A 17,631-nucleotide genomic window follows, 5' to 3' on the forward strand; every position below is an offset into this window, starting at 1 on the left:
CAATAAAATTTTTACTTGTCATTGAACAAACCGTGACAAGATTCAGTTATCGCTATACCCAATTGATTTATAGCCGTATAGATTATTGGGTGTTTTTTTAATCAAAGTTGAGTTGTTGTGAGAGTAAGGATCATTTTTAAACTTAAGAACAGAGGGGCAGTTCTTCCATTTCATCACCAATACATATTGGCCCAGTTTATCAAGGGTGTGATTGTTACTGGTGGGAAGAAGGAATTTATGGATTATCCATATTATAGCTTCTCTGGATTAAAAGGTCAGACAAAAGTAAGCAGAACAGGTTTGCACTATTATTCAAACTTGGTAACACTGGTGTTGTCTTCTCCTAAAAAGGAATTTATAGACTATGTACTCACTGAAATCTTTAAGTTTGACCAGTTTGAATTGGGTAACCTTCAATTAGTACCGCAGAATACGGAACTAGAGAAGCTTCCTGAATTCACTTCGGAGATGAAGTATATATGCATTTCTCCAATAATTCCGGTTACAGCAACCTATAATGGTCCTGAAGGGAAACGTTTTATTGAGCCAGAAAATGATGAATTTTCGGATTTCCTTTTTGATTCCACAGTTCAGCGAATGGAAGAATCAGGTCAGTATGATTTTGATAAAATTGAAGGCTTTAACAAATTTCAGGCAGTCCCTGATACAGAATACTTGAACAAGCTTAGAGAACGAGATAAGAAATTTGCTAGAATTTACTCCTTGTTCGATATGGATGTAAAGTATGAAGTGAGGGGGTATACTTTGCCTTTTAAGCTGTATGCAGCCAAAGAGGTACAAGAGTTTATCTTCAGTTGCGGAATAGGAAACTATACTTACAAAGGTTTTGGAATGGTCGATTTGGCCAATGCAAACCCAATAGACAGATCGACTGAATATACCTTCTCAAAGAAGAATATTTCTTCAGATCAAGATTAACGTCTGCGGTTGTAGTCAATTCTAGAATACCCAACTAAAATATCTCCACGCCCACCGATGGGCTTGAAATAGACGAAAACCTCATATAGGTTTTCGGTTTCAAAGAAACTTTGCTCAAATTCATTTGGTGCAGTTGGGTCTGCGCTCCAGTAGGAGTAATCGTACCAGCCTTGCTTTAATAGGAAGGTGGTTTCGTAAACTTCATTTGTAGGATTCCATTTCAATTTAGACTGGGTATCTCTTTTCCAGTTATTGAAGGCCCCAAGTAAGTAAATGTCCGTAAGTCGTTTTTCTGCTTTTAAGCTGAAAGTAGTAGATACATATTCTGAAGTGATTGCAAAAGCGCCAGCGCCCTCTAGATCACGAATGTAATATTGGCCATTAAGGTCCAAGTTCTGAAAATAACCATCATTCCTCATTTCATCTAACCCGAGCTGGGCAAAAGGCTTATTGGCTTCAAATCCAGCGTCCATTACATTTCGGCCTTTAAAGTTTACGGTACTTAAATCGAAGTATCTGAACTCATTTCCTCCTAGGAAATCATTTTCACTGCCCAGGTTTTGATAACGGATTACTTTACTGTTTTCATCAATAAAAGTAGGGTTAAGCATCAATTGCATATCTGGTCTTTGGTTTTGCCGCACTATCACCTTAAAGTCTTGCCTTGGATCAATGCTGTTGAGGTTACCATAACTTATGGTCACCTCAATACGCTGATGTGTCAATCTATCACCCATAGCACTTGAACGTAATACATTTCCACCTACACCCACTTCATTTTGATAGACCCTAAATCGTTTGCTTAAAATGATGTCTTCTTTGTTTCTATCTCGGTAGACTATGGCTATGTAGTTACCAGTAGATTGGAATTCTGGTAATCGATATTTGTAATGGACGTAATTGGTTTTTGATTCGCTGCTGAATTCAAAACCTTCAATTTCAAACTCATTGAAGCTGTTTAAATACATATTTGCTCTTAAATCGGAGGGAGTCCAATCGGCATTACAATGAATGAATTGCACAAAGTAATAATCAGCATCATCCCTGAGGTCATCAAACTCGAGTAGGAGTTTTGTTGTTTGTCCCAATTCGGCAATGGCAGGAGCAAGACTGCTTTGGATAGAACTGCCTTCTGGATACATCCGCACAGTCTTTACTTCACTCTCATAAACAGTGTCTTCGAATTTCAACTCCTTCTTTTTCTGGAACCCCATTAAGGGTTGAAAGAAGAGAACGGACAATGCGAAAAGTGAGATTGACTTTAATTTCAAAATGGTGCTTTTACTGCAATTTAACATATCATTTGCTTCGAACATAAATTATTAGATAAGCTGATATTTTATATCTGTTTGGTGCGAAGATTGCTTCGAACTCATTTTTTATGTTTTAGATAAGTAACGTTTGCAACCATAACTTTGTGTGTGGTGTCTAAGAAAATAGGAAGAAAGAAACCGGGACTTCTCCATTAATGAACCTAGACGAAAAGCTAATTGAGCGATGTATAAAGGATGACCAGAAGGCCCAACGGGAGCTTTATGGCCGCTATGCCCAAAAGCTAATGCCAATGGCAATGCGGTATGCTAAGTCTCAAGAAGACGCGGAGGACATTTTGCAGGATGCTTTCATTAAGATTTTCAAGAGTTTAGATTCTTTTAGAAGGGAAGCTCAATTTCTGACCTGGCTAAAAAGAATTGTGATTAATACGGCCATAAATCACAACCGAAAGAAAATGTATCAGCAACCAATGCTGGACATAGAAAAGGTGACACACATGCATATTGAATCCAATTTAACGCTTTCTAATATGCATTTCACAGAGATTTTGGCACTAATGCAGAAATTGCCTGTGGGGTCTAGGACCATCTTCAATCTCTTCGCAATTGAAGGCTATGGTCATAAAGAAATTGCAGAAATGTTAGAAATAAGTGAAGGTACGTCTAAATCTCAATACTCAAGGGCACGAGCGCTCTTAAGGACGATGGTTGATGAGGCCAATAAAGTTGTTCAAACTAACTATTTATCAGATGAGCGATTTTGAGAATGGGTTAAAAGAAATGTTTGATGGGGCTGAGTTTAAGCCTTCCGATCGTGTTTGGGCTGGTGTTCAAGCTGGCTTAAAGGCCAAAAAGAAGAAGGGAGTCTTTTTCTATTGGCAGACCTATGGAATTGCTGCTGGGATTGTTTTGGTGCTGAGTTTTGGGTTTCTGTTTTCAGATCGTTTTAATGGAGGTGAGGGTAAAGTAACGACAGAGAATAAAGCAGAATTTGAGAATAAGGTGTCCGATAATGGTGCTGACAAAGAAAAGTCTACAGACGCAGATGGTATTCTAGCGCCTGTTGATAATACACCCGCAAATAGAATTAATGACCAATTGGATAATGGAGTAAACGCTAAACTTCAAGCAGCGAACACAAAGCAAAATTCTGATGCGTTTTCTAAACAAGCGGTTTCTTTAAGAGGGGAAAATGAAGTGCTGCCAATAAGTATAATTGAAATGGATAATGAACATTTTGATCATGCTAAACCGAGAACTCCACAGCGAAGTATTAATATTCTGAAGGGGTTGTGGGATATGAAGCACATGGTCGCTTCAATGGAGTTGAAAGATTATAAAATAGAGAGGATTACAACAAATGAAACTCGAGCTTTAGCTTTGAATGGAGGTTTAAATGGAGGGAGTTTTAACCCAAATCCATCACGCAATTCTCTGGACATGTTATCAAGGCAAGATAGCCCTATAAGTAACGTTGCTGTTTTATCTTCAGTAAGCAATGGAAGTGATAAACAATTGAGTTCGATGGGGTTTGGTGCTGGTTTGGCCTTTGAGTTAAACGACCGTTGGGGAATGAATTTAGGACTTAGGTATTCTGAGTATCGATTTGCGAATCAATCAAATGCCTACTCTGTTGAAAATGGAGTTTCTTACCCAATTTATCTTCCCGCAGGATATGCTGGAGAAGTGTTTTTCATTCCTAATTATAATATCACCAATACAATTAAGAGTATCTCCATTCCAATTCAGGCTTCATTTAAAGTGTTGGATTTAGGAAGATTTGATGTGCAAATGAAGGCCGGGCTCAGCGCGGACTACTTTTTGAGTTACAATGTTAAAGGTGATTTGAAATCACTTGAGGTTCGAAAAGTAGCCTTTTCACGAGATGGTTTATTTGACCGTTTCAATGTTGCTGGCTTAAGCGCTTTGGCATTGAACTATAAGTTGAGTAAAGAATGGGGAATTTCGGCCGAAGGCTATTACAGAAAGTTCTTAAAGCAGTCTAGTCAGGAGGTGTCATCTCAATCAGGTCCATCCGTGTTGGGTGTTGGTTTCAGTTTGAATTACTTTCTAAATCGAAGAGAGGATTAATATGAAGAAGTATATTATAGTGTTGTGCTTTGCTTTAGGGTTGAATGCCCTGATGAGTTGTTCTGCAGAGGACGATTTTGGTTTTGACAAGAATACAACATTGGAGGAAGCCATGGGAATGCTAGAAGAAATTCAGAGCGATATCCAAGGGATTGTTTCGGACAAATCTTGCGATGGATCAGGAGACTGCAAAGTATTGGCTTATGGAAAGAAAGCTTGTGGCGGGCCTTCGACCTATGTGATTTATGGCAGCAAAATTGATGAAGCTCTTTTAGAGAAGAAAAGTAATGAGTACACTGCATTGCAAGATGAGATGAACAAGAGATACGGACTGATCAGTGATTGTAGCTTGATGTATATTCCAGAAGCGACTTGTGTGGATGGTAAATGTGTTATAGTTGAACTTTAGTGACAGGTTATGATGATCGATAAGAGAATTTTAGCGGCTTTTCTTTTCCTGATTTCATCAGTGGTTTTTTCTTGCGAAGAAGAGTTTGAGGTTTTTGAAGGAGGTACTTTTTCTCTCAGGTTAAACCAGCCAAAAACCCTCATTGATGGCTCTGTGCTGGAGTTAATTGGGATAGAAGATTCACGCTGTCCCGAAAACGTGAATTGTGTTTGGGAAGGTAGGTCAGCTGTGAAAGTGCGCTGGACAAGGCAAGAAGCCTATGACATAGACTTGAACGATGTGGAATACATCAACGCGCAAATAGAAACGTACCTGGTTAGTTTACTTGAAGTAAATCCATACCCAACCACTGAAGCTAATGATGATAAAGTGGTGAAGATTAAAATTGAGGTGAATTAATTCACCTCAATTGCATCAATCATTTCGGCAATTTTTCCCCAGCTGTTTTGGGCAGACTCTAGCTTTTTTGTCAGTTGATCGTATTCTGATTGTTTTTCTTGAAGCTTATTAAAGTCTCCAAAAACCTCGGGTTTGGCCATTTCGGCTTCCAATACCCCTTTTTTCGACTCTAGCTTTTCAATATCGTTCTCCACATTCTCTAACTGCGATTGAAGTTTTTTCAACTCCTGCTGATTAGGATCTTTCGGTGGTTTTTGTTGCTGAACTGGCTTTTCCTTCTGAACCTTTACCTCTGTAGTTTTTGGCTTTTGATCTGCGTCTTTCTTCTGTTGCCAGTACACATATTCATCATAACTGCCTGGGTATTCTTTGATTTGATGGTCTTCGATGTACCAAATCTTATTAGCAATCTGAGAAATGAAGTGTCTATCGTGAGATACAATTAAGAATGTGCCTTCGTATTGTTGTAAAGCCTGAATAAGAATGTTGACTGAAAGAAAATCCAAGTGGTTTGTAGGTTCATCCATCATCAGGAAGTTGGCTTCCGAGATCAAAGTCTTGGCCAAGGCTACTCTTGATTTTTCGCCACCAGAAAGCACTTTAATTTTCTTAAAGACATCTTCATTTGAAAACAAGAAACAGCCAAGAATTGCCCTTAACTCCATTTCCGATTTATCACTGCCTGCCTGAGCGAGCTCCTGAAGAATCTCGTTATTTACATTCAAGGCTTCTAACTGGTGCTGGGCATAGAAAGTAGTAAGTACATTAAAGCCTTCTCTTCTCTCACCCGATACTTTTTCAGTTCCAGCGATTACGCGAAGCAAAGTAGATTTACCTTTTCCGTTGGCACCAATCAATGCGATTTTATCCCCGCGTTCAATTTTGGCGGTGGTATTCTTTAGGATGGTTAAGTCACCATAGGCCTTTGAAATATCGTCTAACTCAATGATGGATCGGCCAGATTTCTGTTTGAAACCAAACTTGAAATTCATCACCATAGAATCATCAACGATGTCTTCAATCTTATCCATTCGCTCTAAAGATTTTACCCTAGATTGAACTTGACGGGCTTTTGTAGCTTTGGATCGAAAACGCTCAATGAACTGCTCCGTTTGCTTGATCTGTTGTTGTTGGTTCTCAAATGCGTTCTTCTGAATCTCTTCACGCATTTGCTTCTCTTTAGTATAGAAGGAATAGTTACCACTGTACTGCGTAAGTCTCTGGTTAGAAACTTCAACAATGGAAGTAGCTACATTATCAATAAAAGAACGGTCGTGAGAAACTACAATTACGGCACCTTCATAAGTCTTTAAATAGTTTTCTATCCACTGAATGGATGGTAGATCCAGGTGGTTAGTAGGTTCATCGAGCATCAATAATGAAGGCTTCTCTAAGAGGAGTTTGGCCAACATTACCCTCATTCTCCAACCTCCGGAAAATTCCTTCAATGGACGAGTAAGGTCTTCGGTTCTAAAACCAATACCTTCTAGGATTGACTCAGCATCGGATTGCATGGAATAACCACCGAGTGTTTCGAATTGATCTTGAGCCTTGGCCAAATCGTCTACCAATTGATCATGGTAGTTGGTTTCCATTTCTTTTAAAATTCGCTCAATGGTTGCTTGTAATTCGTTGGCCTTACCAAAGGCTTGCATGGCCACATCTAAAATGCTTTCTTCCGACTGATAGGAAAGGAGATCCTGATTCAAGAACCCAATACTGCAATCTTTACTCTTACTCACATCACCAGCTGTAGGAGGAAATTCCCCATCGATTATTCTTAGAAGGGTCGATTTCCCTTTTCCGTTAAGGCCGATCAAGCCAATTTTGTCCTTCGGCTTAATATGAAGTGAGGCATTTTCGTAAAGGGCTCGACCCCCAATGAGGTACGATAAGTTGTTGATTGCAATCATGCCGCAAAATTAGTGTTTGTAAGGCCAATTCAAACGTTTATAAAAGTATTATTGACAGATATCCTTTTGTCAAATCTTTTTTAACTCTTAGCGGTTAATATTCTACCTTTCGAGACTAAATGAATTGGTTATGATGAAACGCATTTCAATGATATTTTCAGTAGGCCTATTGGTACTACTGACTAGTAGCCTAAATCTATCGGCACAAAACAAAGTTGATTTATCGAAAATAAAATTGCCTGATGGCTTCAAGATTTCCATTTATGCCGAAGGTGTTACAGATGCACGCTCATTAAGCAGCACTCCAGATGGCAAAACGGTATTTGTTGGGAATAGAAGAAGAAAAAATGTGTATGCACTGACCGATACAGATGGTGATATGGTAGCGGATAGGACGGATACCATTGCAAAGGGGATGAAAACTCCAAATGGAGTGGCCTATCACAAGGGTGATTTATACGTAGCTGAAGTCAATAGAATTCTCAGGTATTCAGACATCATGAATAATTTAGACAACCCAAAATATGAAGTAATTTATGAGAATTACCCAACTGATGCGCATCATGGGTGGAAGTTCATCGCTTTTGGGCCTGATGGAAAGCTTTATGTTCCTGTTGGGGCGCCATGCAATGTTTGTGAGCCTGAGAAAGAGATTTATGCTTCGATTACCAGAATGGATCCCGATGGGGCGAACATGGAGATATATGCTACAGGAGTGAGAAATAGTGTAGGCTTTGCATGGGATCCTAGAACGGAAAAGATGTGGTTTACCGATAATGGTAGAGATATGTTAGGGGATGATATTCCCGCATGTGAACTTAATTATGCGCCTGAAAAAGGGATGAATTTTGGCTTTCCTTATTGGCACCAAGGTGATATTCCAGATCCAGATTTTGGAGATAAATTCCCAAGAGCCAGCTTTATTGAACCAAAGTATAAGTTTGAACCACACTCAGCTCCGTTAGGCTTAAGGTTCTATCAAGGAGATATGTTTCCAGCCAAATACAAAAACAATATTATTGTTGCTCAACATGGTTCTTGGAATCGTACGCTAGATGCAGGGCATATTGGTTACCAGTTGCGTTTTGTTCAAGTAGAAGGAGATAAAGTAGTAGGTAGCGAAATTTTTGCCTCTGGTTGGTTAGATCAAGAATCCAATAAGGGTTGGGGTAAACCCGTTGATATTTTGGAAATGCCTGATGGCTCTATCCTCGTTTCGGATGATATTGCTGGAGTAATTTACCGTATTTCTTATGGGAAGTAACTGGGCTAAACCCAAGCATAAATAACGTAGCATTGAAGTTTCTGAAAGTAGATAAAGTATCAAAAGCCTATTCAGGTAATGAAAAGCCAGCCGTTTCGGATCTGGCTTTTTCAATGAAAAGGGGCGAGATCGTTTCTTTTGTTGGTGCTAGCGGTTCTGGTAAATCGACCTTGCTAAAATTGATAGGTGGATTGATTTCACTAGATAAAGGAACTATTCATTTTCAAGGCAAGGAAATAGAAGAGCCAGAAAATAAGCTTATTCCAGGAGAAGAAGGAATAAAAATGGTGTTCCAAGATTTGCGTTTAATGCCGAATCATACGGTAGAGGAAAATATCAAATATCCACTTCTTTTGTTTGATAAGGGTTATCAGAATGACAGGACAGAAGAACTTTTGGGGGTCTGTCATCTTCAGGCGTTTAGAAAACGACTGCCTAGAGAACTGTCTGGTGGCCAACAGCAGCGTTTGGCCTTAGCCAAAACACTAGCGGAAGAACCTGAGCTCCTTTTAATGGATGAGCCTTTTAGTAACCTAGACCCTATTGTTAAAAGCAAATTGATTGTTGATGTCAGCGAGATCATCCGGAATCAAGGATTGAGTTTGATTATGGTAACGCATGACACTCAAGATGCATTGATGCTTTCGGATAAAATTGGTTTTATGTCGGAAGGGAAATTGGTGCAGTATGCTTCCCCATTAAACATTTATAATAAGCCAAAGAGTATTGATATAGCAGCCTTTTTCGGGACAATCAATATTTTCGACAGTCATGAGGTCCAACAATTTTCTGGTGAAAACTTAGAGATTGCAGAGTACCAGAGAATCGTTATCCGAGCTGAAAGTTTTCGGACTTCATTTGAATCAGGCATGTTAAAGCTAGAAGGCGTGGTGCAAGGCTCTTTTTTTAAAGGGGCTAAGTATTTGATTCGGTTGAAAGTGGGTAATCGCCTTGTGACTATGTACGCCAATGAAATGATTAAAAACGGAGTTCGCATTAAATTTTATGTTGATCGTCATAATTTGGTAGCGATTTAGAGACTCGCATTCTTTTTAGTTATAGAATTTTCTTCATAACTTCGGCACCTTGGTTTTGACAACCATTGCCTCAATCCAATCATTATTTTTTCCACAAACTGTTGCTTTTTGGCACACGGTTAACCGTACACTTTTGATTATGAGGAGTCTCATTGTTTTTTCATTTCTGCTTTTATGGTTGACTATTACGAGTCAAGCTCAAAACCTCAATAAGGTCTACGCGGCTATGGAAGGTGGCGATTGGGAAGTGGCATTGGAAATGCTGGAGCCAATCATTGAGAAGAATGCTAAGAATAGCGAAGTAAAGTTTTTGGCTGCAATATGTCATACCGAACGTTATAGATTAGGTCAGGCAATCGAGTTATTCAATGGAGCCACTGATTTTGCACAGGACTCTCCTTATTTTTGGGTGAAGTTTGCTAAGGCTTATTTGTTGAATGGACAAGTAGATGATGCTGAGCAGACAATTAGAAGCGTAAGAATGCAAGATTTGGATAATTTTCTAAGACCAGATTATCTGTTGGTTAGCAATCAGATTCAAAACGCAAAGAAATACCTATCTAATCCTAGAGGTATAATTATCAAGAATCTTGGACCAAATATTAATACTGAAGGTAATGAATATAGTCAGGTGGTAACCGCTGATCAAAGGGGTATTTATTTTACTGCAAGAAGGAAAGGAACGGCTAAGGTGGCTGATGATGGAGAAGCATATGAGCAGGTTCTTACCGCTGATATGAATGAAAATGATGAATGGAAAAAGGATAACCCCTTGGCTGGTTTTGCAAGCACAACAACCAATGAAGCGCCAATACAGCTTTTTAATAACGATAGTACCTTGATCTCATTTTATGATGAAGATTTATTTATCTCACAAAAGAAAAAGGACGGTACTTGGAGCAAACGAGTTGCTTTACCTATTAACTCAAAACGATGGGATTCACATGCATTCATTTACAATAATGGGAATTCAATGATATATGCTTCTGATATCAATCATGAGATTGAGAATCTAGACTTGTATATCATGCATAAAGACGAAAGGGGAAAGTGGGGAAAGCCTTCACCAATCACAGAATTAAACTCTCCTTTGAATGATGATGCTCCATTTGTAGCAGGGGATGGTACATTCTATTTCTCGTCAAGAGGGCATGACTCAATGGGAGGATACGATATTTTCTCCACTAAATACGATAGTACTGCTGGTAAATTTGAAGCACCTGTCAATATGGGCGCGCCTATAAACTTGCCTAATGATGATACTTTTTTTACAATGTATGGTGGTTTTGCCTACCTATCTTCTAGTAGGCCAGAAGGCTACGGTCAAGTAGATATTTATCGCATCATCATGTTTAACCAAGCTCAAATCCAAGGTAAATTCTTGGACTGTGATGGAATAACGCCAATAGCTAATGCTCTTATATCCATAGAGGGTACTGATGGTGAAGTTACTACGACCACCAATGAGTATGGAGTCTATAAAATGCTCATGCCAGTTGAGCAATCTTTCACTTTAAAAGCAGTCCTGAATGGTGAAGTGGTTTATGAAAAAAAGCATACGATTCGCGTGCTTTTCAGAGATCAATTTGATGTGGAACAAAACTTTTATGTAGGCTGTGAAAAGAATGATGAAATCATATACGTGAAAATGATCAATGGTTTTGACCTAGATCCAATTAATCTATCGGTAGCCCCTCCTTCAGCAGAAGGGATCCAGCCAGTTGCTCCACCAGTTGAGGAGTCAAAAGAGATGATTGCCGCAGTACTAGCAAAAAATAATATCAGGCTTCCAAATGTGTTCTTCGATTTTGACAAATACAACATCAAACCAGATTTTTTTAAACGTTTGAATGAGGCTGCCGCACTACTGGTGGAGAATAGGGACTTAAGAGTGATGGTTGCTGGTCATACCGATGCATATGGAACAAACCCTTATAATGTAGATCTTGGTATTAGACGTTATACCGAGGTGTATAATTACTTAATAAGCAAAGGAGTGGATGCCAATCAACTTGAGGTTAAAACCTTAAGTGAAGACATTCCAATATCAACCAACGAAACGATAGAGGGTAGAGCGTATAATCGTAGGGTGGAACTATCTTTTATAGAAAAATAATAATACGTTCTGTAGTATTAATGTAAAAAAGAGGCGACCAATTTTGGCCGTCTCTGTTGTATTATAAACGTTATAGTCTATGTTTCACGAACGTATCAAAGGCATTGTAGAGCACCTAAGCAAGCCACTAAGTTTTGAGTTCTCAGTATAGTCTACTTCATGAACGATGTAGCCGCGTTCTTTTAAAGCGGCAATCAAAGCCTTGAATGATCTTTCGACTACAATGTCTTTTGGTGAAAGTGAAAAAATGTTGGGATACATTCTATTCATTTGGGCCTGATCTACTTTAAGCATGTCTTCTTCCTTAAACAGATCATAAATGATTTGTGGACGTTCGGCAAAACCGTTTTCATAAATAATTGCGTCTTTTATGCCAATAGGTTGAAAAGTACAATCAAGATGAAGAATGTTCTTCTTTCGATCTTTAGAAACCACCAATGGAATGGCATGCACCTGCTTGTTGGGGAACGAAGCTTTTATGAATTCATAACCTTCAGTATTGGTGCGGGCACTAATACCTACGAAAATATGATCGTTCCAAAGAATGACATCACCTCCTTCAACGTTGGCGTCTTTCGGTGGATGTATAATGTTCTGTGGATTTATTTTGTTCGTGATGTGTTTTACACCAGGGAGCTCCAATTGACGAACTTCTTCCTGCATACTGGCCACCACATAGGTGCTGTCTATCACAAAGCCAATGTCACGTGTGAAAACTTGTTCTAGACCTTCGATGTTTTTTGGACGATAAACCTTTACTCCGTGTGCCTTGAGTACCTTTTCGAAGGTTGAAATTTCCTGTTGAATGTCTTCTTCTGTAGGGTAGGTGCCTTCTTCTTTATGGTATTTACTCGTAGGGTTGATCTCTGATTCTTCCCCTAAATCAGTACCAATGCCTAAAACGACAGCTTCAAGCTTATCTGTTTCGTTTTTCACATTGAGTTTAAGGTACGTGGGTTTTTGACCAGAATTAGAGAATTCAACTTCACTCATAAATTTGCCTTTTGGTTAAAAATTCTAAGTTCGGAATTAATGATTTAATGGCCTAGACATAATCTAGGAATAGCAGTGCTAATAATAAATATTGGCTGAAATCCTTAACTCAGTCTAACTTAAGTCAGTTTTACGTAGAGTTCGGTAAGCAAAAATGACACTTAGAAAAGTAAGAATTGCACCAAGTAGAAAGGCAGCCCCTGCAAAATAGAAATTACCCTCTGTCGTGAAATAGGCAAAAATCCCTGTCATTAATGGTGGCCCTACCATAGAGGTGACGCTGATTAAACTGGTCAAGCCTCCTTGTAATTCGCCTTGTTCATTGGCTGGCACTTGAGATGACATAATTGCTTGAAGTGTTGGGCCAGCCAAACCACCTAAGGCATAGGGAATCATGAAAGCATACATCATCCATGATTTATTAGCAAAAGCAAAGAGTAATAAACCCAATGCATAAAAAGTAATGCCAATATAGACTGCACGCTTTTGTCCTAATTTTGGCACCGCAACTCGAATAAGCAGCCCTTGAACTAAGGCCACCATGAGTCCTACAAAGGCTAAAGAATAGCCAATTTGAGCCTCAGACCATTGAAATTCCTCAATCACAAAAAAGGACCAGTTGCTTTGCACAGCATGTGCGGCAACATAAATCAATACCAGTGATAGCACTAGTCCTATGATAATGGGATATTTTTTCAGTTGTGATAATGAACCAATTGGGTTAGCACGTTTCCATGAAAAAGGACGTCTATTTTCAGGAGTTAGCGATTCAGGAAGAACGAAATAACCATATAGCCAATTGACAAGTGCGAGGCACCCTGCCACGAAAAAAGGCACTCTAGGCCCGATTTCTCCAAGCAAACCTCCAGTTAGTGGCCCAATGATAAAGCCAACGCCAAATGCTGCTCCAATCATTCCGAAATTTTGGGCACGTTTTTCTGGTGGGCTCACATCGGCAATGTAGGCCATGGCCGTGGTAATGCTTGCTCCTCCAATTCCAGCTACAATCCTTGCCAAAAAAAGCCAGCTTAAAGTAGGTGATAAGGCCGCAATGAAATAGTCAACACCCAAGGCAAATAATGAGATGAGGAGAATAGGACGTCTGCCATATTTATCGCTTAAGCCACCTAAAATAGGAGAAAATACAAATTGCATGGAGGCATAGGATAGTGCTAGTAAGCCTCCAATTTTGGCCGTTTCACTGATGGATTCTCCACCTAACTCTAAAATAAGGGTAGGGACTACAGGCAATACGATTCCAATTCCAATAATGTCAATGAGGATGGTTGCCAATATAAAAGGCATGGCTGGCGTACGTTTCGACATCTTGAATATTTTTGAGGGGTCGAATTTATGCAATAGAAACCGGTAGACGAAGGATTAAATGATATTCACTTCGGGAATGATTTCTATTCCGAATTTGGCAGCGACTGAAGCTCTAATTTCGAAGGCTAAACTTTTAATGTCTTCCCCTTTTCCGTTGCCATAGTTTACTAACACAAGTGGATGGTTCTTATGGACGCCTATTTCCCCAAAGGTCTTTCCTTTCCAACCCGCTTGCTCTATAAGCCAAGCAGCTGGGATCTTTACTTTTTGCTCCAGAAGTTTATAACCTGGAATACTTGGGAATTCAGCCTTAAGGCCTTCGTAATCAATATTGTCGATGGTAGGATTTTTAAAAAAACTACCAGAATTACCAATTTCAGCGGGGTCAGGAAGCTTGCTTTGCCTGATTTTGATTACAGCATCACTAATGGCTTTAATGCTCAGTTCTTTCACTTTCATTTCATCTAGTGTGGTCTGAATGGCTCCATATGTAGTATTGAACTTTGGGGTCTTATCCAACTTGAATACTACGGAAGTAATGATGTATTGTCCTTTTAAGGAAGTTTTAAAAACGCTTTCACGATAACCAAACTCACATTCTTCGGCCGTAAATTCTTGGTATTTTCCTGATGTAATTTCAACGGCTTCTAAGGAATCGAAAACGTCTTTGATTTCGACACCATAAGCGCCAATATTTTGCATGGGGGCAGCCCCAATTGTGCCAGGAATGAGCGAAAGATTTTCTACGCCAGCCCAATCATTTTCAATGCAGTGCAAAACAAATTGATGCCAATTTTCACCGGCCATGGCTTTGATCCAAACATGGTTTCTATCTTCATTAATAAGCTCAATACCTTTAAGCTCGTTTTTGAGCACAATTCCATCAAAATCTTTGGTGAGTAGAATATTGCTTCCACCTCCTAAAATCATTAATTCCTGATCGGATTCCATCATTTTCAGTGCTGCCAATAGTTCGTTAACTGTTGTGAATGCAATGAATTGTGCAGCTTTAGCTTCCAAGCCAAAGGTGTTAAATGCTTTTAAAGAAACATTTTGTTCCAGTTTGATCATTTATCGAGAATCCTGCGGTGGTAATTGATTTGTCCTAAATGGTAGTTTAAATGCCCTTGGAGGTGAATGAGAAAGAAAAGTGTGCTCATTTCCTTATTGTTGAAAATTCGTTGTGGGTAAGGATAGTTAAGTACAGATTCTGGAAGTCGTTGTAGGGTGTCGCTTACCGTAGTTTTAGTTTCTTGAATTGAGTTTAGCAATTCTGTGCGACTCACATTCTTTCCTGAAAACTCAAAATCTCGGTTACGTTCATAACCTGTTTTCCCCAGAACTGCGCCTATGAAATGTTGTAAGTTTCCACAAATATGGAGTGCTAAGTTACCTGCGGTATTGGTGATTTGACCCTCTGTAATCCATAAATTTTCTTCTTTTGAATAGGATTCAACTTCATTAGAAAGGCGATCTAAATCTCGGCTAATTAATTCTGAAATGGATTGGGCTGCAATGCTCATAGGTGTAAAGATTTTTTGATGGTTTCAATTCTGGTTTCTAAAAACTGCTTGGTTTCATTAAAGTGAACGGCCGATGTAAGCGGAGTGTTTACGCTAATATAGAATTTGATTTTTGGTTCGGTACCAGAAGGTCTCGCTGATATTTTAGAACCATCTTCTAAATAGAATTGTAATACATTCGATTTTGGTTGGTCGATAGCTCTTTCAGCACTAGAAATCATGTCCTTTTCTATCAAACTTTGATAGTCCATGGTTTTAATCACTTTGCACCCAGCAATTGTGTCAGGGGTTTTTTCGCGCATATCCACCATCATTTGCCTAATCTCATCAGCACCTTTCATTCCTTTTTTGGTCATTGAAACCAATGCTTCTAAATAGAAGCCATTTTCAACATAGATCTGCTTTAGAAGATCGAAAACCGACATGCCTTGATCTTTGGCCCAAGCACACATTTCAGCAAGCATGGCGCAGGAAGCAATTGCATCCTTATCGCGCACAAAATCACTGATCATGTAGCCGTAGCTTTCTTCACCACCGCCAATAAACTCCTTCTTGCCTTCTTCTTGTTTGATGAGTGCAGCAATGTATTTAAAGCCCGTCAGTGTTTCTGGGCAGTCGACTTCAAACTTCTCCGCAATACGGGTAAGTAAATCGGTGGTCACAATGGTTTTAATAATCATTTGATTACCATTGAGTTTCCCATTTTCTTTCCACTTTCTCAGCAAGTAGTAAACTAAAAGGCTAGCGGCCTGATTTCCATTGAGCAATTCAAATTCACCTTGATCATTTTTAGCGGCCATCCCCACACGGTCGGCATCAGGATCGGTGGCCATAACAAGGTCGGCATCCAGTTCCTTCGCTTTGATCAGTGCCAAAGTCATCGCTTCCTGCTCCTCAGGGTTTGGATAAATTACGGTAGGGAAATTCCCATTGGGTTCGGCTTGTTCTTCAACAACAAATACGTTTTCAAAGCCTTTTCGCTTCAGGATTTCTGGTACCAAAGTAATGCCTGTTCCATGAATAGGAGAGAACACAATTTTGAGGTCTTTCTGGTTTTTAATGGCTTCTGGCGCCAAGGTTAATTCTTTAATGGCCGAAAGGTATTTTTCATCCAGTTCAGCACCAATCAATTCGATTTTAGAATCGTCCTTTTCAAACTTCACGGCCTCAATTCCAGCAATGGCTTGCACTTCAGCTATGATGTTTTTATCGTGAGGAGCAATTACTTGTGCCCCATCGTCCCAATAGGCTTTATAGCCATTGTATTCTTTCGGATTATGTGAAGCCGTGAGGACCACGCCACTTTGACACCCTAATTCCCTAATGGCAAATGAAAGCTCTGGCGTTGGGCGAAGACTTTCGAAAAGGTACACATAGATCCCATTGGCAGAGAAAACCGCAGCGGTAGTCTCGGCAAAATACCTGCTATTATTACGGCTATCATGTGCTATGGCTACTTTTATGACTTCATTTGGAAAGGCTTTGATCAAGTAATTGGCTAAGCCTTGGGTGGTCATTCCTATTGTGTATTTGTTGATTCGGTTAGAGCCTACGCCCATGATACCCCTTAAACCCCCAGTGCCAAATTCTAGATCTTTATAAAAAGCCTCATTTAAATCTTCTTCTGAAAGCGAACGAATAGCCGTTTTACTCGCTTCGTCTATGCTGCTGTTTAACCAAATATTAACCTTGTCTTGAATGTTGGTTACCATAAATTAAGATGATAAGAAATATAGTGCCGTGTTAAGAAAGATACTGGGTAAAGTTAGTTTTTCTGACTGCTTTTAAAAAGGATTTCTACCAGTAGTAAACCTTTTCCTGTTATGCCTTGCATGTTTTAACTGATCTTACATTCTTTGTGCTACGCCTAGTATTTAGAATATGAATGTAGAAAAACTGAATGAAGATTTTGCTGCCATTGCAGAGAAAATCAATGAGTTAGACGACATGGATTACAGTGACGAACGCTACGATGATTTGGAGGAGCAACTCCATGATCTGGAAGATGCGTTTATTGAAGAATTCGGGTCGGAATTAGAAGAAGCTATCGCTTTGGTGCATGATGAGTTTTGCCCAGACAATGATGTGCTTTTACCAATTGCTTATTTCGCTAAGAATTATGTTCGTTTGCAACGTAATAAAGAAGGTCAATATGGTTACGATGTTGAATTCGGAGAGGGAGTACCGGTAGAGGTAGATGATTTTCCGGACCAAGAAGTTAAACTGGTATTGGTGCCAGGCCCAACCCGTTTGTTGGTTACTGTGGGTGAAAATGCCAAACAAGAAGCTTGGAGAGCTAAATAATTAGCCTCTTTAATAATAGAATCAAAAAAGTCTGGCTTGCCAG

The 17,631-nt window shown here is 39.4% G+C and carries 16 protein-coding genes; 9 read left to right on the forward strand and 7 right to left on the reverse strand.

Going from position 1 to position 17,631, the window contains the following annotated elements; translation table 11 throughout:
- Positions 1 to 117: 117 nt before the first annotated feature.
- The gene (gene cas6, locus AWN68_RS04475; protein WP_084362762.1) at positions 118 to 939 is read left to right on the forward strand and encodes a CRISPR-associated endoribonuclease Cas6; all 822 of its coding nucleotides are present in this window, start codon (positions 118 to 120) and stop codon (positions 937 to 939) included.
- Here the strand turns inward: cas6 and AWN68_RS04480 are convergent.
- On the reverse strand, positions 936 to 2,153 hold the full coding sequence (locus AWN68_RS04480; RefSeq protein ID WP_068412032.1) for a type IX secretion system plug protein: 1,218 nt from the start codon (positions 2,151 to 2,153) through the stop codon (positions 936 to 938). The two genes, cas6 and AWN68_RS04480, sit on opposite strands and share 4 nt — an antisense overlap.
- Positions 2,154 to 2,407: 254 nt before the next feature.
- Between AWN68_RS04480 and AWN68_RS04485 the strand changes: the two genes are divergently transcribed.
- The 4 genes from AWN68_RS04485 to AWN68_RS04500 are packed head-to-tail and all read left to right on the forward strand — an operon-like array spanning position 2,408 to position 5,112.
- The gene (locus AWN68_RS04485; RefSeq protein WP_068412034.1) at positions 2,408 to 2,977 is read left to right on the forward strand and encodes an RNA polymerase sigma factor; all 570 of its coding nucleotides are present in this window, start codon (positions 2,408 to 2,410) and stop codon (positions 2,975 to 2,977) included.
- The gene (locus AWN68_RS04490) at positions 2,964 to 4,304 is read left to right on the forward strand and encodes a hypothetical protein (RefSeq protein WP_068412037.1); all 1,341 of its coding nucleotides are present in this window, start codon (positions 2,964 to 2,966) and stop codon (positions 4,302 to 4,304) included. The genes AWN68_RS04485 and AWN68_RS04490 overlap by 14 nt, the downstream gene beginning before the upstream one ends.
- A 1-nt stretch (position 4,305) precedes the next feature.
- Positions 4,306 to 4,713, forward strand: a complete 408-nt coding sequence (locus AWN68_RS04495; protein ID WP_068412040.1) for a hypothetical protein — start codon at positions 4,306 to 4,308, stop codon at positions 4,711 to 4,713.
- 9 nt (positions 4,714 to 4,722) lie between these two features.
- Complete coding sequence (locus AWN68_RS04500; RefSeq protein WP_157716082.1) at positions 4,723 to 5,112, forward strand: hypothetical protein; 390 nt, start codon at positions 4,723 to 4,725, stop codon at positions 5,110 to 5,112.
- On the opposite strand, the gene abc-f is transcribed toward AWN68_RS04500, so the two are convergent.
- A complete protein-coding gene (gene abc-f, locus AWN68_RS04505) occupies positions 5,109 to 7,025 on the reverse strand; it encodes a ribosomal protection-like ABC-F family protein (protein WP_068412047.1) in 1,917 nt (638 codons plus the stop codon). The genes AWN68_RS04500 and abc-f overlap by 4 nt on opposite strands.
- 130 nt (positions 7,026 to 7,155) lie before the next feature.
- On the opposite strand from abc-f, the gene AWN68_RS04510 reads away from it, so the two are divergent.
- From AWN68_RS04510 to AWN68_RS04520, 3 genes are all read left to right on the forward strand, one after another.
- Positions 7,156 to 8,289 (forward strand): PQQ-dependent sugar dehydrogenase, encoded by a 1,134-nt coding sequence (locus AWN68_RS04510; protein WP_068412050.1) that lies wholly within the window; start codon positions 7,156 to 7,158, stop codon positions 8,287 to 8,289.
- Between the two features lie 32 nt (positions 8,290 to 8,321).
- The gene (locus AWN68_RS04515; RefSeq protein WP_068412053.1) at positions 8,322 to 9,326 is read left to right on the forward strand and encodes an ABC transporter ATP-binding protein; all 1,005 of its coding nucleotides are present in this window, start codon (positions 8,322 to 8,324) and stop codon (positions 9,324 to 9,326) included.
- A 139-nt stretch (positions 9,327 to 9,465) separates the two neighbouring features.
- A complete protein-coding gene (locus tag AWN68_RS04520) occupies positions 9,466 to 11,442 on the forward strand; it encodes an OmpA family protein (protein ID WP_157716083.1) in 1,977 nt (658 codons plus the stop codon).
- Positions 11,443 to 11,526: 84 nt separating this feature from the next.
- Here AWN68_RS04520 and AWN68_RS04525 read toward each other — a convergent pair whose 3' ends face one another.
- The 5 genes from AWN68_RS04525 to AWN68_RS04545 form a co-directional block, all read right to left on the reverse strand.
- Positions 11,527 to 12,435 carry a dimethylarginine dimethylaminohydrolase family protein gene (locus AWN68_RS04525; RefSeq protein WP_068412059.1) on the reverse strand — a complete coding sequence of 303 codons (909 nt, stop codon included), beginning with the start codon at positions 12,433 to 12,435 and terminating at the stop codon, positions 11,527 to 11,529.
- 114 nt (positions 12,436 to 12,549) lie between these two features.
- Complete coding sequence (locus AWN68_RS04530; protein WP_068412062.1) at positions 12,550 to 13,761, reverse strand: TCR/Tet family MFS transporter; 1,212 nt, start codon at positions 13,759 to 13,761, stop codon at positions 12,550 to 12,552.
- Positions 13,762 to 13,815: 54 nt separating this feature from the next.
- The gene (murB, locus tag AWN68_RS04535; protein ID WP_317038914.1) at positions 13,816 to 14,832 is read right to left on the reverse strand and encodes a UDP-N-acetylmuramate dehydrogenase; all 1,017 of its coding nucleotides are present in this window, start codon (positions 14,830 to 14,832) and stop codon (positions 13,816 to 13,818) included.
- Entirely contained in the window at positions 14,829 to 15,284 is a 456-nt protein-coding gene (locus tag AWN68_RS04540) for a DUF1572 family protein (protein WP_068412065.1), read from the reverse strand. Before AWN68_RS04540 ends, murB begins: the two co-directional genes overlap by 4 nt.
- On the reverse strand, positions 15,281 to 16,996 hold the full coding sequence (locus AWN68_RS04545) for a phospho-sugar mutase (RefSeq protein ID WP_068412068.1): 1,716 nt from the start codon (positions 16,994 to 16,996) through the stop codon (positions 15,281 to 15,283). Before AWN68_RS04545 ends, AWN68_RS04540 begins: the two co-directional genes overlap by 4 nt.
- Positions 16,997 to 17,165: 169 nt before the next feature.
- Between AWN68_RS04545 and AWN68_RS04550 the strand changes: the two genes are divergently transcribed.
- Positions 17,166 to 17,588, forward strand: a complete 423-nt coding sequence (locus AWN68_RS04550; protein ID WP_068412071.1) for a hypothetical protein — start codon at positions 17,166 to 17,168, stop codon at positions 17,586 to 17,588.
- Positions 17,589 to 17,631 lie beyond the last annotated feature (43 nt).

Source organism: Roseivirga echinicomitans (assembly GCF_001592935.1).
Taxonomy (GTDB): domain Bacteria; phylum Bacteroidota; class Bacteroidia; order Cytophagales; family Cyclobacteriaceae; genus Roseivirga; species Roseivirga echinicomitans.

Bases quoted from the DNA above. Each gene is read 5' to 3' on its own strand.
- AWN68_RS04480 (WP_068412032.1), bottom strand. From the start codon at position 2,153: ATGGGGTTCCAGAAAAAGAAGGAGTTGAAATTCGAAGACACTGTTTAT.
- AWN68_RS04485 (WP_068412034.1), top strand. From the start codon at position 2,408: ATGAACCTAGACGAAAAGCTAATTGAGCGATGTATAAAGGATGACCAG.
- AWN68_RS04490 (WP_068412037.1), top strand. From the start codon at position 2,964: ATGAGCGATTTTGAGAATGGGTTAAAAGAAATGTTTGATGGGGCTGAG.
- AWN68_RS04495 (WP_068412040.1), top strand. From the start codon at position 4,306: ATGAAGAAGTATATTATAGTGTTGTGCTTTGCTTTAGGGTTGAATGCC.
- AWN68_RS04500 (WP_157716082.1), top strand. From the start codon at position 4,723: ATGATGATCGATAAGAGAATTTTAGCGGCTTTTCTTTTCCTGATTTCA.
- abc-f (WP_068412047.1), bottom strand. From the start codon at position 7,025: ATGATTGCAATCAACAACTTATCGTACCTCATTGGGGGTCGAGCCCTT.
- AWN68_RS04510 (WP_068412050.1), top strand. From the start codon at position 7,156: ATGATGAAACGCATTTCAATGATATTTTCAGTAGGCCTATTGGTACTA.
- AWN68_RS04520 (WP_157716083.1), top strand. From the start codon at position 9,466: ATGAGGAGTCTCATTGTTTTTTCATTTCTGCTTTTATGGTTGACTATT.
- AWN68_RS04525 (WP_068412059.1), bottom strand. From the start codon at position 12,435: ATGAGTGAAGTTGAATTCTCTAATTCTGGTCAAAAACCCACGTACCTT.
- AWN68_RS04530 (WP_068412062.1), bottom strand. From the start codon at position 13,761: ATGTCGAAACGTACGCCAGCCATGCCTTTTATATTGGCAACCATCCTC.
- murB (WP_317038914.1), bottom strand. From the start codon at position 14,832: ATGATCAAACTGGAACAAAATGTTTCTTTAAAAGCATTTAACACCTTT.
- AWN68_RS04540 (WP_068412065.1), bottom strand. From the start codon at position 15,284: ATGAGCATTGCAGCCCAATCCATTTCAGAATTAATTAGCCGAGATTTA.
- AWN68_RS04545 (WP_068412068.1), bottom strand. From the start codon at position 16,996: ATGGTAACCAACATTCAAGACAAGGTTAATATTTGGTTAAACAGCAGC.
- AWN68_RS04550 (WP_068412071.1), top strand. From the start codon at position 17,166: ATGAATGTAGAAAAACTGAATGAAGATTTTGCTGCCATTGCAGAGAAA.